Annotated in this window: 14 protein-coding genes; 8 read left to right on the top strand and 6 right to left on the bottom strand. The window is 70.8% G+C overall.

Translation table 11 applies throughout. The features are described 5' to 3' along the window. Positions 1 to 37: 37 nt before the first annotated feature. The 3 genes from OG943_RS29630 to OG943_RS29620 form a co-directional block, all read right to left on the bottom strand. Positions 38 to 850, bottom strand: a complete 813-nt coding sequence (locus tag OG943_RS29630) for an MBL fold metallo-hydrolase (protein WP_328604209.1) — start codon at positions 848 to 850, stop codon at positions 38 to 40. 89 nt (positions 851 to 939) lie between these two features. Next, positions 940 to 1440 (bottom strand): transcription elongation factor GreA, encoded by a 501-nt coding sequence (gene greA / locus OG943_RS29625; RefSeq protein WP_328604208.1) that lies wholly within the window; start codon positions 1438 to 1440, stop codon positions 940 to 942. A 200-nt stretch (positions 1441 to 1640) separates the two neighbouring features. Continuing rightward, positions 1641 to 2096, bottom strand: coding sequence for a DUF4307 domain-containing protein (locus OG943_RS29620; RefSeq protein WP_442874579.1), 456 nt, complete (start codon positions 2094 to 2096; stop codon positions 1641 to 1643). A 159-nt stretch (positions 2097 to 2255) separates the two neighbouring features. Between OG943_RS29620 and mca the strand changes: the two genes are divergently transcribed. The 5 genes from mca to OG943_RS29595 all read left to right on the top strand — a co-directional run bounded on the left by mca (position 2256) and on the right by OG943_RS29595 (position 8372). Then, a complete protein-coding gene (gene mca / locus OG943_RS29615; protein WP_328604206.1) occupies positions 2256 to 3167 on the top strand; it encodes a mycothiol conjugate amidase Mca in 912 nt (303 codons plus the stop codon). Next, a complete protein-coding gene (locus OG943_RS29610; protein WP_328604205.1) occupies positions 3164 to 3523 on the top strand; it encodes a hypothetical protein in 360 nt (119 codons plus the stop codon). The genes mca and OG943_RS29610 overlap by 4 nt, the downstream gene beginning before the upstream one ends. 54 nt (positions 3524 to 3577) lie before the next feature. Beyond that, positions 3578 to 5569, top strand: a complete 1992-nt coding sequence (locus OG943_RS29605; RefSeq protein ID WP_328604204.1) for a thioredoxin domain-containing protein — start codon at positions 3578 to 3580, stop codon at positions 5567 to 5569. A 118-nt stretch (positions 5570 to 5687) separates the two neighbouring features. Next, on the top strand, positions 5688 to 6245 hold the full coding sequence (locus OG943_RS29600) for a hypothetical protein (RefSeq protein ID WP_328604203.1): 558 nt from the start codon (positions 5688 to 5690) through the stop codon (positions 6243 to 6245). A 231-nt stretch (positions 6246 to 6476) separates the two neighbouring features. Continuing rightward, on the top strand, positions 6477 to 8372 hold the full coding sequence (locus tag OG943_RS29595) for an acyl-CoA dehydrogenase family protein (RefSeq protein ID WP_328604202.1): 1896 nt from the start codon (positions 6477 to 6479) through the stop codon (positions 8370 to 8372). A 543-nt stretch (positions 8373 to 8915) separates the two neighbouring features. On the opposite strand, the gene trhA is transcribed toward OG943_RS29595, so the two are convergent. Continuing rightward, positions 8916 to 9590, bottom strand: a complete 675-nt coding sequence (gene trhA / locus OG943_RS29590) for a PAQR family membrane homeostasis protein TrhA (RefSeq protein WP_328604201.1) — start codon at positions 9588 to 9590, stop codon at positions 8916 to 8918. A 114-nt stretch (positions 9591 to 9704) separates the two neighbouring features. On the opposite strand from trhA, the gene OG943_RS29585 reads away from it, so the two are divergent. After that, positions 9705 to 10463: an isoprenyl transferase gene (locus tag OG943_RS29585; RefSeq protein WP_328612181.1), complete on the top strand. Its 759-nt coding sequence runs from the start codon at positions 9705 to 9707 to the stop codon at positions 10461 to 10463. 68 nt (positions 10464 to 10531) lie between these two features. Here the strand turns inward: OG943_RS29585 and OG943_RS29580 are convergent, their stop codons facing one another. Further along, on the bottom strand, positions 10532 to 10771 hold the full coding sequence (locus OG943_RS29580; RefSeq protein WP_328604200.1) for a hypothetical protein: 240 nt from the start codon (positions 10769 to 10771) through the stop codon (positions 10532 to 10534). Between the two features lie 629 nt (positions 10772 to 11400). Here OG943_RS29580 and OG943_RS29575 point away from each other — a divergent pair. Further along, positions 11401 to 12792 carry a PhoH family protein gene (locus OG943_RS29575; RefSeq protein WP_442874578.1) on the top strand — a complete coding sequence of 464 codons (1392 nt, stop codon included), beginning with the start codon at positions 11401 to 11403 and terminating at the stop codon, positions 12790 to 12792. A 72-nt stretch (positions 12793 to 12864) separates the two neighbouring features. Here OG943_RS29575 and OG943_RS29570 read toward each other — a convergent pair whose 3' ends face one another. Continuing rightward, entirely contained in the window at positions 12865 to 14304 is a 1440-nt protein-coding gene (locus tag OG943_RS29570) for a GuaB1 family IMP dehydrogenase-related protein (protein ID WP_328604199.1), read from the bottom strand. Between the two features lie 67 nt (positions 14305 to 14371). Between OG943_RS29570 and OG943_RS29565 the strand changes: the two genes are divergently transcribed. After that, entirely contained in the window at positions 14372 to 14839 is a 468-nt protein-coding gene (locus OG943_RS29565) for a DUF309 domain-containing protein (protein WP_328604198.1), read from the top strand. Positions 14840 to 14926 lie beyond the last annotated feature (87 nt).

Here is a 14926-nt window from a genome sequence, read left to right as displayed (position 1 = left end):
TTATGACGGTTAGAACCGTCATAAACACTCACGAGCCCTAGAACGCTTCCAGCGCGTGGGCGAGGTACCGCCGGGCCGAGCGCTGGACGACCTCGTGCCCGTCGGAGCGCACGACCGCGTCCCACCACGCGCCGTAGATCGCCTCGAAGCGGTACGGCTCCAGCAGCTCCGCGGCGCGGCGCACGACGCTCGGCCGCTCCGGGATCAGGTTCGGGTAGCTGTACATGAAGCCGACGTGCGTGCGGTCCGGCACGACCTGCACGATGTCGCCCGTGAGCAGCGCGCCGAGCCCGTTCTCGCCGGCCGGCCAGTGCAGCACGGTGCCGCCGTCGAAGTGCACGCCCAGGTTGAGCAGCCGCAGGTCGTCGGCCAGGTCGAGGGTGGTGCCGGACCACAGCTTGATCGACGGGTCGGGCCGCCCGATCCACTGCTGGTCGTCCTCGTGCAGGTAGACCGGCACGTCGAAGGCGTGCGCCCACTCCACCATCGTCGTGTAGTAGTGCGGGTGGCTGATCGCGATGCCGGTGAGGCCGCCGAGTTCGGTGATCTTCGCGATCAGCGCGTCGTCGAGGTAAGCCGCGCAATCCCACAGGAAGTTGCCGGACTCCGCGCGCACGAGCAGGGCGCGCTGGCCGATCGCGAACTTCGGGTCCGACCCGACGCCGACGATGCCCGGCCCCTGCTCCTCGACCCGCGGGCGGTACGTCCCGCCGTCACGCAGCGTGGCCAGGTCGGTCCACTGCTGGCCGGCGGCCGGGACGTACTGGCGCTCGTCCTCGCAGACCGGGCAGTTGTCCCTCGGCCCGGCGTACTGCATGCCGCAGGCGAGGCACATCGGTTCGGTGCTCATGGTGGTTTCCTCCCAGTTTTGTTACCGGGAGCCACGCTAGACCGCGGCGAGCGCACCCGGCCGCGAAGGCCGGGCGCGCGCCGGGTGGATCAGGCTTTGATGTAGGGCACGGCCTTGACCAGGGTGACCTTCTGGGTCTTGCCGTTGGGCAGCTCGTACTGGCGGGCCTCGCCCTCCTTGGCGCCGAGCAGGGCCTTGCCCAGCGGCGACTCCGGGGAGTACACGTCGATCCCGCCCTCGGCGCCCTCTTCACGGGTGGCGAGCAGGAAGTTCTCCTCGTCGTCGTCCCCGTCGTAACGCACGGTCAGCACCTTGCCCGGACCGGCGGTGCCGTCGTCCGCGGGCGCCTCGCCGACCTTGGCCGAGCGCAGCAGCTCCTGGAGGTAGCGGATGCGCGCCTCGGCTTGACTCTGCTCCTCGCGCGCCGCGTGGTAGCCGCCGTTTTCCTTGAGGTCTCCCTCTTCGCGGCTGTCGTTGATGCGCGTTGCGATGACCGGACGATTCTCGATCATTTCGTCGAGCTCGTGCTTGAGCCTGTCGTAGGCATCCTGGGTCAGCCAGGTCACCTTGGTGTCGCTCACGGTCACCATCTCCTCGTCGGGCCTGCCAGGCTTGGGTGTACAAGCCGGCCACCGCGCGAACAAGGATTGCCCGCGCGGCTGAGATAAAGGAAAAACACGGCCCGCCTCGGGCCGTGCTGGTGAATCAGCGTATCACGGCATGACTGCGCGACGCCGGTCAATTCCCACGTGGCGAGGTCGCTCGCCGCGTACATCACCCCGTTGGCCGCTTATGGGGTTGACATATACCGTGGTATCTCGTACGAGCAACCGTACACGTCGGCGGTCACCGGTGGCCCGATGCTCTTCACCACCGTGCTCACGGTGCTGTGCCCGGCCCCGGCGGGGACCAGGACTTCCCGGCGGCCGCTTTCCGCGCCCGCCCGGTCCCGCACGCGGACGACGCAGACCCCGGCTTTGCCGGGATCGTCGCGCGTGACGTTGATCGTGATCTCCATCGCGTTGCCCGGGCGGTCCTCGAACGCGACGCGCTCGGCGTCGATCGGGGCGTCACCGAGGTTCACGTACGCCACCCAGGCGATCACGCAGCTCACGACCACCGCGACGACGGTGAACAGCCACCGCCGCCAGCGCCGGGACCTGGTCCGGCCGACCGAGCCGTACCGGTCCGCCGGCGGTGCCGGACGGGCGCCACCCTCGGTCGTCACGACGTCTCCGGTCTGCAAATCCGGGCCTCCGGTCGTTCCTGTCGTACCCGCGGGGACAATGGGGGGCGGAGCCGACGCGGGCACCACCCGCAGTCGAGTATCCGCGAGCCCCTCCGGCGCCGCGGAGCCGGGGCGGGGTACGACGGAATAAAGGCACATGAAGGGGTCGTTCCGAGCATGGTGCGAGCTGACGAGCTGACGAACGACGGCAACCGGAACCTGCGTCTCATGGCGGTGCACGCGCACCCCGACGACGAATCGAGCAAGGGCGCCGCCACCATGGCCAAATACGTGGCCGAGGGCCACGAGGTGATGGTGGTGACCTGCACCGGCGGCGAGGCGGGCAGCATCCTGAACCCGGCGATGGACCGGCCGGAGGTGCTCGCGAACATGTCGGAGATCCGGCGCGAGGAGATGGCGCGCGCCGCGAAGATCCTCGGGGTCAGCCACCGCTGGCTCGGCTTCATCGACTCCGGCCTGCCCGAGGGCGACCCGCTGCCCCCGGTGCCCGAGGGCTCGTTCGCCGTGGTCCCGCTGGAGGAGCCCACCGAGGCGCTGGTCCGCGTGATCCGCGAGTTCCGGCCGCACGTGATCACCACGTACGACGAGAACGGCGGCTACCCGCACCCGGACCACATCCGCACCCACGAGGTGTCGATGGCGGCCTTCGACGCGGCCGGCGACCCGGAGAAGTTCCCCGAGGCCGGCGAGCCGTGGCAGCCCCTCAAGCTGTACTACGGGCACGGCTTCTCCCGGGCCCGGATGATCGCCTTCGACACCGCGCTGAAGGCGGCCGGCCTGCCCTCGCCGTACGAGGAGTGGCTGAAGTCCTGGGACCCGGACCGGCCCGACATCATGGAGCGGGTGACGACGCGGGTCGAGTGCGGTGAATACTTCGAGGTGCGGGACGAGGCGCTGAAGGCGCACGCCACGCAGATCGACCCGACCAGCCGCTGGTTCGCGGTCCCGCTCGAGATGCAGCGCGAGACGTGGCCGACCGAGGAGTACGAGCTGAACCGCTCCCTGGTGGACAGCACGCTGCCGGAGGACGACCTGTTCGCCGGCATCAAGGAGAAGGTGAGCACATGAGTTTCGGTGTGCCGGCCGTCGCGGTGCTCCCGCTGACGGCGTCGGCCCTGGTCCTGGCGCAGCAGCCGGACAGCGGGGACAACGGCGGCCAGGGTGAGGACTTCGGCAAGTCGTCCCCCGTCGGCCTGCTGGTGCTGATCCTGTTCCTGATCGCCGTCGTGTTCCTGGTGCGGTCGATGAGCAAGCACCTGAAGAAGGTGCCGGCGAGCTTCGACGCCGACGACAAGGAAGCCACCGCGGCCGGGGAGGCCGGCGCGGAGCCGGATGCCGGCCAGCCTCCGGAAGGCGAGAAGACCGAGAAGGCCGAGGCGAAGCCGGTCGATACGTCGAGCGCGAGCCCGTCGAAGTCCGACTGACCCTGGCGCGGTCCGGCGATGGCGCCGGGCCGCGTGGGTGACACCCTGGTCACCATGCCCAACCGACTGGCGGACGCCACCAGCCCGTACCTCCTGCAGCACGCGGACAACCCCGTGGACTGGTGGCAGTGGGGTGCCGAAGCGCTGGCCGAGGCGCGCCGGCGGAACGTGCCGATCCTGCTGTCGGTCGGCTACGCGGCCTGCCACTGGTGTCACGTGATGGCGCACGAGTCGTTCGAGCACGACGGCACCGCGGCGCTGATGAACGCGAACTTCGTGAACATCAAGGTCGACCGCGAGGAGCGGCCGGACATCGACGCCGTCTACATGGCTGCCACGCAGGCGATGACCGGCCAGGGCGGCTGGCCGATGACGTGTTTCCTCACGCCCGAGGGCGAGCCGTTCCACTGCGGCACCTATTACCCGCCGTCCCCGCGGCCCGGTATGCCGTCGTTCAGCCAGCTGCTGGTCGCCGTCACCGAGGCGTGGACGGAGCGGCCGGAGGACCTGCGCACGAGCGCGAAGCAGATCATCGGGCACCTCGCCGAGCAGGGCGGCCCGATGCAGGAGTCGGTGGTGGACGCCGAGGTGCTGGCCGCCGCCGTGAAGAAGCTCGGCGAGGAGGCCGACGCGGTGAACGGCGGCTTCGGCACCGCGCCCAAGTTCCCGCCGTCGATGGTGCTGGAGTTCCTGGTGCGCCACCACGAGCGCACCGGCTCGGCCGAGGCGCTTTCGCTGGCGGAGTCGGCGGCTGACGCGATGGCCCGCGGCGGCATCCACGACCAGCTGGCCGGGGGCTTCGCGCGGTACTCCGTGGACGCCGAGTGGATCGTGCCGCACTTCGAGAAGATGTTGTACGACAACGCTTTGCTGCTGCGTCTCTACGCGCACCTGGCCCGTCGCGGCTCGGCCTTCGCCCAGCGCGTCGCCGAGGGGGTCGCGGAGTTCCTGGCCACGGACCTGCGTACGCCGCAGGGCGGGTTCGCGGCTTCGCTCGACGCGGACACGGACGGCGTCGAGGGCCTCACCTACGTCTGGACGCCGGAGCAGCTGCGGTCCGTGCTCGGCGACGAAGACGGCGCGTGGGCGGCCGAGCTGTTCGGCGTCACCGAGTCCGGCACCTTCGAGGAGGGCGCCTCCACGCTGCGCCTGCTCAGCGACCCCGACGACGCCGAGCGTTACGAGCGGGTCCGGCGGACGCTGCTGGCCGAGCGGGCCACACGCCCGCAGCCGGGGCGGGACGACAAGGTCGTCGCCGCGTGGAACGGGCTCGCGATCACGGCGCTGGCCGAGGCTGGCGTCGCGCTGGACCGTCCACAGTGGATCGAACTGGCGCGGGACGCGGCCTCGCTGCTGCTCGACGTGCACGTGGTCGACGGCCGGCTGCGGCGCAGTTCGCGTGACGGCGTCGTCGGCGGCTCCGCCGGGGTGCTGGAGGACTACGCCTGCCTCGCCGACGGCCTGCTAGCGCTGCACCAGGCCACGGGCGAGCCGCGGTGGCTCACAGAGGCGACGCGGCTGCTCGACCTCGCGCTGACGCACTTCGCGTCCGAGACCGCGCCCGGCGCGTACTACGACACCGCGGACGACGCCGAATCCCTGGTCCAGCGTCCCTCCGACCCCACGGACAACGCGAGCCCCGCGGGTGCGTCCGCGCTGGCGGGCGCCCTGCTGACGGCGTCCGCGCTGGCCGGCCACGAGCGGGCCGCTCGCTACCGGGACGCCGCCGAGCTGGCGCTGCGCCGCGTCGGGTTGCTGGCCGCGCGGGTGCCGCGATTCGCCGGGCACTGGCTCTCGGTCGCGGAGGCCGCGCAGTCGGGCCCGGTGCAGGTCGCCGTCGTCGGCTCGGCGCCTGAGCTGGTCATCACCGCCGCGCGCAACATCCACGGCGGCGGCGTTGTGCTCGGCGGCGCGCCGGACGCGGCGGGAGTACCGCTGCTGGCGGACCGCCCGCTGGTCTCGGGCAAGCCGGCGGCGTACGTCTGCCGTGGCTACGTCTGCGACCGCCCGGTGACCTCGGCGGAAGACCTGCTGGCCCAGCTCTGAGTTTCCGCCCCTGGTGAACACCTCCCTGCCACGCCTGTATCCGGCGTAGCGTCGGTGACGTTGTAATCATGTAATCGCGGAGGCGAACATGGACACGTACTTCAGGGTGGTGGGACACATGGGACGAGGCTGGAAGGGCCGCGGCGGCTGGTCACAGGGCGAGGTGCCGTCGGCCGACGACGCGGCCGCCTGGCTGGGCGGGCGGCTCCCGGACGAATGGTTCACGGGCGCGCCGGAGGTCACGGTGGACCGCGAGGAGATCGTCATCGTGGGCGAACTGCCCGCGCTGACCGGCGAATTCGCCGACGACGCGGCCCGCGCGGCCGCCGAGGACGGGCGGATCAGCCGGTTCCGCGAGGAGACCCGCGACGAGCGCATCGAGATCGCCCGCCAGGCCGAGCACCGCTACCAGCGGAAGGTGGCCTGGGGCGCGAAGCTCGGCGGCACGGAGGTCCTCTTCACGACTCTGTCCGCGCCGGTGATGACCCGGCTGCGGCAGCCGGAGCGGCTGATCCTCGACACGCTCGTCGACGCGGGGGTCGCCCGATCCCGCTCGGAGGCACTGGTGTGGGCCGTCCGCCTGCTCGGCCAGCACGCCGACACCTGGCTGGCCGACCTGCGCGAGGCGATGACCAAGGTCGACGACCTGCGGGCGAAGGGGCCCGACCTGGGCTGAGCCGGTATCGAAGGGGACTCTCGCGCGCGGCGAGGGTCCCCTTTCGGCGTCCAGGCAGCCGTCCGCAGCCAGTCGCCCGCGCCGGTCCCGCGCGACCTCTTCTTTGCCGCCGGTTTCCCCGGCCGAACGCCCGCTAAACGATCGAGTCTTCCTTCTCACCTCGACCTGCGCGGGCCGTCGCGCTGGGGCAGTCTTCCTCTTGAGTAGCAACGCAGCCGCATCGGAGGAGCCGTGGACATCCCTGCCGTTCCGACCAAAGTGGACCCGGACGCGCTGACCGCCGTCCTCGACGGCCGCTGGGCCGGGCTCCGGCGCGGCGTGCGCGCGCAGATGACGGCCGAGGACTTCAGGGACCCGGTGGACCTCGACATCGAGGCGCATCGCGCGCAGGTACTGGAAAATCTCCGCCGGCTGGCGCGAACCGACCGGCCGGCGCTCGGCTTCGACGCGGCGTACGGCGGCGGGGATGACGTCGGCGGCTCGGTGACGTCGTTCGAAATGCTCGGCTTCGGCGACCTCTCGCTGATGGTCAAGGCCGGTGTCCAGTGGGGCCTGTTCGGCGGCGCGGTGCAGTTGCTCGGCACCGAGCGGCACCACGAGAAGTGCTTGCGCGGCATCATGGACCTCGACATCCTCGGCTGCTTCGCGATGACGGAGCACGGCCACGGCTCCGACGTCCAGAACCTGCACACCACCGCGACCTACGACCCGGCGACGCGCGAATTCGTTGTGCACAGCCCGGATCCGGGCGCCACCAAGGAGTACATCGGCAACGCGGCGCGCGACGGGCACCTGGCCGTCGTCTTCGCGCAGCTCGTGACCGGCGGCGAATCCCGTGGTGTGCATGCCTTCCTGGTGCCGATCCGCGACGACGACGGCGATCGCGCGCCCGGCGTCACGATCGAGGACTGCGGCCGCAAGGCGGGCCTCAACGGTGTCGACAATGGACGGTTGGCCTTCGACCACGTCCGCGTCCCGCGTGAGGCGCTGCTGAACCGCTTCGGTGACGTCGCGGAAGACGGCACCTACTCCAGCCCGATCGAGAGCGACGGACGGCGCTTCTTCACCATGCTCGGCACGCTCATCCGTGGCCGGGTCAGCGTCGGCGGCAGTGCGGGCAACGCCACGAAGCGCGCGCTCGCGCTGGCGATTCGCTACGGCGAGCAGCGCCGCCAGTTCAAGCGCCCGGACGGCGACGAGGTTGTCATCCTCGATTACCTCGGCCACCAAAGGAAACTGCTGCCCGCGCTCGCGAAGACGTACGCGCTGCACTTCGCGCAGGAGGAGCTTGTCTCCAAGCTGCACGACATCGCGTCGGACGCGCCGGAGGAGGAGCAGCGTGAGCTGGAGGCGCGCGCCGCGGGGCTGAAGGCCCTCAACACCTGGCACGCGACGCAGACGATCCAGGCCGCGCGCGAGGCTTGCGGCGGTGCCGGTTACCTGTCGGAGAACCTGCTCGCCGGGCTGAAGGCCGACACCGACGTGTTCACCACGTTCGAGGGTGACAACACCGTGTTGCTGCAGCTGGTCGCGAAGGGCCTACTGACGCAGTACAAGGAGCACTTCGAGGACCTCAGCCCGCTGGCGACGGCGCGTTTCGTCGCGGAACAGCTGGTGGGCGCGGTGATCGAGCGCACCGCCGCCCGCAAGGTGGTGGAGCGCCTCACCGAGTCCGACGACGGCGACGTGCTGTTCGACCGCGAGTGGCAGCAGAAGATGTTCGAGGACCGCGAGCAACACGTCCTGGAGGGCGTCGCGAACCGGCTGCGCAAGGCGGCGGACGACCCGTTCGGCGTATTCAACGCGGCGCAGGACCACGTGCTGCGCGCCGGCCGTGTGCACGTCGACAGCCTGGTGCTGGACGCTCTCGCCCGCGCGGCCGAGTCCTGCGCGGACCCGGAGGCGAAGGTCTTGCTGGAGCGCGTCTGCGACCTGTACGCCTTGTCCGCCATCGAGGAGGACCGCGCGTGGTTCCTGGAGCACGGCCGTCTCACGGCTTCGCGCTCGAAGGCCGTGACGGCCGCGGTGAACGGCCTATGCGCCGAGCTGCGCCCGCACGCGCGTGAGCTGGTGGACGCGTTCGCGATCCCGGAGCAGTTCCTCGCCGCGCCGATGCTGCGGGGCTGACCCCGGCACTGGTGCCCCTGAACGGCCCCTCGACACCGACCGCGCCCCGCCGCTAGCCTCTTTGTCGGCGACGGGTTTCTGCCGTCCCGGGGGGTTCGTTTCTGCCCGCCACCGGAAGGTCCGACTGTGAACGTCACCCGGGGGACCACGCACGACTCTCTGCTCGCCGCCTCATCCGCAGGCTGGCCGACGACACTCCGCTACGCACTCCTGCTGCTCGTCACCAGGGGGACGGTGGGTGCGGCGGTGCTTCTTCTGCTGCGGTGACCACCCCCGAACTCTGAAACGGTGCCGGGGTGCAGAGCGGGGTGGAATCCCGCTACATGCCGAGAAGACGGGATTTTTGCGCGGCGAATTCCGGGTGGCGGCCGAGGACGAGCTCGGTGAGCAGGCCCTTGATAGGCCCAGTGCCTCACTGTGGCCTTGCCCGAGCGGACGCCGGTCGCGAGCAGCGACGTGCCTGCGGTGAGGAAGCCGGCGGTGAGCTTGCCGCCGCCGACGGTTGCTGGCTGGTCTGTTACCGAACGTCGACGAAAACCCCAGCTAGGCGTACATCGCCAACCAGATCGCGATGTAATGCGAAACCGCGGCCAGCACCGTGCAAGCGTGGAAGAACTCGTGGTAGCCAAACGTGTTCGGCCAGTGGTTGGGCCACTTCACGGCGTAGAAGACCGCGCCCATGGTGTAGAAGAGGCCGCCGACGCAGAGCAGGACGAGGGCGGCGACGCCGGCGTGGTGGCCCAGCTCGGGCATCACGAAGACCGCCACCCAGCCCAGCGCGATGTAGATCGGGACGCCGAGCCAGCGGGGGGCGTGCGGCCACAGCATCTTCATGCCCACGCCCAGTACCGCGCCGCCCCAGACGACCGCGAGGACGATGTAGCCCGTGGGCTGGGACATGGCCAGCAGGGCGAACGGGGTGTAGGTGCCGGCGATGAAGAGGAAGATCATCGAGTGGTCGGCGCGCTTCATCCACTTGTACGCGCGCGGGCTCCAGAGCCGGCGGTGGTACAGGGCGCTCACGCCGAACAGGCCCAGCACGGTCAGCCCGTAGACCGACGTGGCCAGTGCCGCGAGCGGGGAAACGGTCGACGCGGCGAGGCTGATCAGCGCCGCGGCGCCGGCGACGGCGCCGAAGAAGGACCAGAAGTGGATGTGCCCGCGCAGGCGCGGGCGGGTGTCGACGGGAGCAGGGCCGGACGGTGGTGGTTCGGTCATCACGCTCACCCCAGCAAGGTTACGGGACCGTAGGTTTTTCGCCACCACTCGTGGCGCGTCACACGTCCGTCTCAGGGGTGCGTACGCTCAGCTGACGTGAGCATCAGGTCCTTCATGTCCGACGTCGTTTACAGCGTCTATGGCCGCCGCCTGATCCAGCAGGCCGCGGACAGCCATCCGCGGCACGTCGCCATCATGCTCGACGGCAACCGCAGGTGGGCGCGCGAAGCCGGCTTCACCGACGTGGCCGACGGGCACCGCGCCGGGGCCAAGAAGATCGCCGACTTCCTCAGCTGGTGCCAGGAGGCCGAGGTCGAGGTGGTCACCATGTGGCTGCTCTCCACCGACAACCTCAACCGCGACCCGGACGAGCTCACCCCGCTGCTGAAGATCATCACCGACGTCACCGACGAGCTCGCGGCCCCCGAGGCGCCGTGGCGGCTGCGGATCGTCGGGGCGCTGGACCTGCTGCCGATCGAGGTGGCGCAGAAGCTCACCGCCGCCGTGGCCCGCACCGGGGACCGGCCGGGCATGGAGGTGAACGTCGCCGTCGGCTACGGCGGGCGGCAGGAGATCGCCGACGCCGTGCGCAAGCTGCTGCTCCAGCACGCCGACGAGGGCACCACGATCCGCGAGCTGGCGAAAATACTCGACGTCGACCACATCTCCGAGCACCTGTACACCTCGGGACAACCGGATCCGGACCTCATTATCCGGACCTCCGGTGAGCAGCGGCTTTCCGGATTCCTGCTCTGGCAGTCCGCGCATTCGGAATTCTGGTTCACCGAGGCGTATTGGCCGGCATTCCGCCGCGTCGACTTCCTTCGCGCACTTCGCGATTACGCCTGGCGGCACCGCCGCTTCGGCTCTTGACGCCGGGGGACCCCGGACATGGGTAAGGGCCCCGGAGCGAACTCCGGGGCCCTTACCACGCACCACGATCAGTGGCCGTGGTGCTCCAGCGAGTGAAGGACCAGCGCCGGGGTGGTGGCGATGCCTGTGTAGGCACCCGCGACCAGGGCGGCCGCGCCGTAGCCCAGCGCGCCGCCACCGTCGGTGAACATCGTGACGGCGTCACCGAACGTCGGGTCCGGGGTGTGGGCCGGCGCGGCGAACGCCGTACCGCCGAGCATCATCAGGCCCGCGGCCGCACCGGCGACAATTCCAGCCTTCTTCAGCACTTCGCACACTCCTAGGTAGGGATATTCTGGGATCTCGGGCACCGATGGGTCTGGTGGTGTGTCCCGCAGTGAGAAAATTACCCCCGTCCGGCCCGTAATGAATGCCCGGTACTCCCATTGTGTGAGCCGGAAATGGCCGGGTTCACCCGGTCCGGGTCAGTGTCCAGTACGCGAAATGCATTTCAACTAGGCCCGTGGTACAAGCTTTTCCCCGGCGCTTTCGACCTCGTTCGGTGACAATTTCTCGAAGATCATGCCGACGCGTGATCCCCCGAATGCCCGGGCGATCACTCAGCGTGACGTCACAGGCTGTTGATGTCGGGCGACCCACGGTGAGATGACGAATTGGCGAATCACCTGTGTGGCTGCCTGCACGATCGCCCGGACGTAGGTACCTTCCGGAAGTGAGGGCACGCGTTCCGTGCGGGCCCTCGCGGGAGGCCCTGGTCGTGGCGTTGATCGAGGGGGCGGCTCAGCCGCCCACGAGATGCACGAGGGGGCCGGCACCCGGCCCTCGTGGCCGCATCGCCTGACGCAGCCGGCGTCAGGAGGAGCGGACCCAGCCAGGGAGGTGCCCGGCCCAGCGAGTGCGGGCGTGGGGTGCACACGCCCTCGAGGGAGATGCCGTCGTGACTGCGCAGCGTTCACCCCGCAAGGCCTCTGGCCGTTCTTCGACCGGTGCCTCTGGCCCGGAGAAAGCCTCGATCTCGCCCGACCACGAAGTGTCCACGTACGTGCTGGACACGTCGGTCCTGCTTTCCGACCCGTGGGCGGTGACGCGGTTCGCCGAACACGCGGTCGTCCTCCCGCTGGTCGTCATCAGTGAACTGGAGGCGAAGCGTCACCACCCCGAGCTCGGCTGGTTCGCCCGCGAGTCGCTCCGGCTGCTCGACGACCTGCGCCGGCAGTACGGCAGGCTCGACGCGCCGATCCCGATCGGGGACCACGGCGGCACCCTGCAGGTGGAGCTCAACCACACCGACCCCTCGGTGCTGCCGGTCGGCTTCCGGACCGACTCCAACGACCACCGCATCCTCGCCTGCGCGCTGAACCTGGCCGTGGAGAAGGTGCCGGTGACGCTGGTGACGAAGGACATCCCGCTGCGGGTCAAGGCCGGGGCCGTCGGCCTCGCCGCCGACGAGTACCGCGCGCAGGAGGTCACGCCGTCGGGCTGGACCGGCATGACCGACGTGGACGTGCCGCAGGAGCTGGTCGACGGCCTGTTCGCGGGCAACTCGGTGGACCCGGTGGAGTTCGGCCTCGCCGAGGTGGGCGAGCTGCCCTGCCACACCGGGCTGCGGCTGCTCGCCGGCAGCACCGGCGCGCTGGGCCGGGTCACCGCGGACAAGCGGATCCGGCTGGTGCGGGGCGACCGCGAGGCGTTCGGGCTGCACGGCCGCTCGGCCGAGCAGCGCGTGGCGCTGGACCTGCTGCTCGACTCCGACGTCGGCATCGTCTCCCTCGGCGGCCGCGCCGGCACCGGCAAGTCCGCGCTGGCGCTGTGCGCCGGGCTCGAGGCGGTGATGGAGCGCCGCCAGCACCGCAAGGTCGTGGTGTTCCGCCCGGTCTACGCCGTCGGCGGCCAGGACCTGGGCTACCTGCCGGGCTCCGAGAGCGAGAAGATGCAGCCGTGGGCGCAGGCGGTGTTCGACACCCTCGGCGCGCTGGTCAGCCAGGACGTGCTGGACGAGGTGTTCGACCGCGGCATGCTCGAGGTGCTCCCGCTGACCCACATCCGCGGCCGGTCGCTGCACGACACCTTCGTGATCGTGGACGAGGCGCAGTCACTGGAACGCAACGTGCTGCTCACGGTGCTCTCCCGCCTCGGCACGGCGTCGCGGGTGGTGCTCACGCACGACGTCGCCCAGCGTGACAACCTGCGCGTCGGACGGCACGACGGCGTCTCGGCGGTGATCGAGAAGCTGAAGGGCCACCCGCTGTTCGCGCACGTGACGCTGACCCGGTCGGAGCGCTCGCCGATCGCCGCGCTGGTCACCGAGATGCTGGAGGACCACGGCTGAGCCCCTGAAGTCCGTTAAGGCCTCCTTACCCGCGTCGGACGCGGGTAAGGAGGCCTTAACGGCTTTTCGTCCTCACCAGCCGGACGGGAGCGGGCGGCCCTCGGCGAAGCCGGCGGCGGACTGCACGCCCAGCAGCGCGCGCTCGTGGAACTGCTCCAGCGTGCGCGCGCCCGCGTACGTGCAGGACGAGCGGACGCCCGAGCAGATCGAGTCGATCAGGTCCTCCACGCCGGGCCGGTTCGGGTCCAGCGCCATGCGCGAGGACGAGATGCCCTCCTCGAACAGGGCCTTGCGGGCGCGGTCGAAGACGTTGTCCGTGCGCGTCCGGGCGCCGACGGCCCGCTTGGACGCCATGCCGAACGACTCCTTGTACGGCCGCCCCTGCTCGTCGAACCGCAGGTCGCCGGGTGATTCGTGGGTGCCGGCGAACCACGAGCCGACCATCGCGGCGGACGCGCCCGCGGCCGTGGCCAGCGCGACGTCGCGCGGGTGCCGCACGCCGCCGTCGGCCCACACGTGCTTGCCCAGCTCGCGCGCGGCGGCCGCGCACTCCGCGACGGCCGAGAACTGCGGCCGCCCGACGCCGGTCATCATCCGCGTGGTGCACATGGCGCCGGGGCCGACGCCGACCTTCACGATGTCCGCGCCCGCGTGGATCAGGTCGCGCGTGCCCTCGGCGGTGACGACGTTGCCGGCCACCACCGGCACCCGCGGCGACACCGAGCGGACCGCCTTGAGCGCGGCGATCATCTTCTCCTGGTGCCCGTGCGCGGTGTCGACCACCAGCGTGTCGACGCCCGCGGCCAGCACCGCCTGGGCCTTCGCGGCCACGTCGCCGTTCACTCCCACAGCCGCGGCCACGCGCAGGTTGCCGTCGGCGTCCGCGGCCGGTGTGTAGATGCCCGCGCGCAGGGCGGCGACGCTGGTCAGCACGCCCGCGAGGCGGCCTTCGGCGTCGAGGCCGAGCGCGAGCCGGGCGCCGTGGGCGTGCAGCTGCTCGAAGACCTCACGCGGCGGCGTGTCCAGCGGAACGGCGACGGCCGCGGGCTGCGCGACGTCGGCGAGGCGCGCGAAGCGGTCGACACCCGCGCAGGCCGCTTCGTCGACGATGCCGACGGGCTTGCCGTCACCGTCGACGATCACCACGGCGCCGTGAGCGCGCTTGTGCACGAGGTTCAGCGCGTCGGCCACGGCGTCGCCGCCGGTCAGCACGAGCGGGGTGTCCCACACTGTGTGGCGGCTCTTCACCCAGGCCACGATCTCCGTGACCGCGGCGGTGTCGACGTCCTGTGGCAGCACCACGAGCCCGCCGCGGCGGGCCACCGTCTCGGCCATCCGGCGCCCGGCGACGGCGGTCATATTGGCCACCACCAAGGGGATCGTCGCGCCGCTGCCGTCCACAGTGGACAGGTCTACGTCGAAGCGGGACTCCACGTCGGAACGGTTCGGCAGCAGGAACACGTCGTCGTAGGTCAGGTCGTGAGCGGGCATATGCCCATCCAGAAAGCGCACGTGTTCCCACGGTACGTGGCTCGCGCGCGGGACGCGAACCAGGCGTGGCCCGTGGAACAATGCCGTTATGAACGGCCGTGACCGCGACGACACCGGGCGTGCGCGCAACGCACGCCCCCGCGACGGCCTCGGACGGCCGCTGCCCTACGGCGCCGACGGCGTCGAGCGTCAGCCCGAGGGCATCGTGCGCACCCCGGAGGAGACACTGACCTTGGCCCAGCGGCTGCTGGACGAGGGCAAGCCCTTCCACGCCCACGAGGTCTTCGAGGACGCGTGGAAGTCGACCGACGGCCCCGAGCGCGAGCTGTGGCGGGGCCTGGCGCAGCTCGCGGTGGGCCTCACCCACGCCGCCCGCGGCAACGGCGCGGGCGCGGCCTCGCTGCTGGAGCGCGGCGCGGTGAACATCGAGCCGTTCCGCGCGCGGCCGCCGCACGGCGTTGACGTCGAGGGCCTCCAGACCTGGGCGCAAACGCTTGCGGCCGAGGCCAAGGTGAAGGCGCGCGTCGAACCGGTGCCACCCCGGCTGGCGCCTTAGCCCGGCTCGCCGGAGTGTCCGGAAGATTCCGGGCGAACCATTCCTGGTCATTCGCCGTAATCGCTATGCTGCTGGCGGCTGACGGGG

Origin of the sequence: Amycolatopsis sp. NBC_00345 (genome assembly GCF_036116635.1) — a bacterium.
Lineage (GTDB): Bacteria > Actinomycetota > Actinomycetes > Mycobacteriales > Pseudonocardiaceae > Amycolatopsis.
The sequence above is the reverse complement of the archived record's forward strand: the minus strand, read 5'-3'. Positions and strand labels throughout refer to the sequence as shown.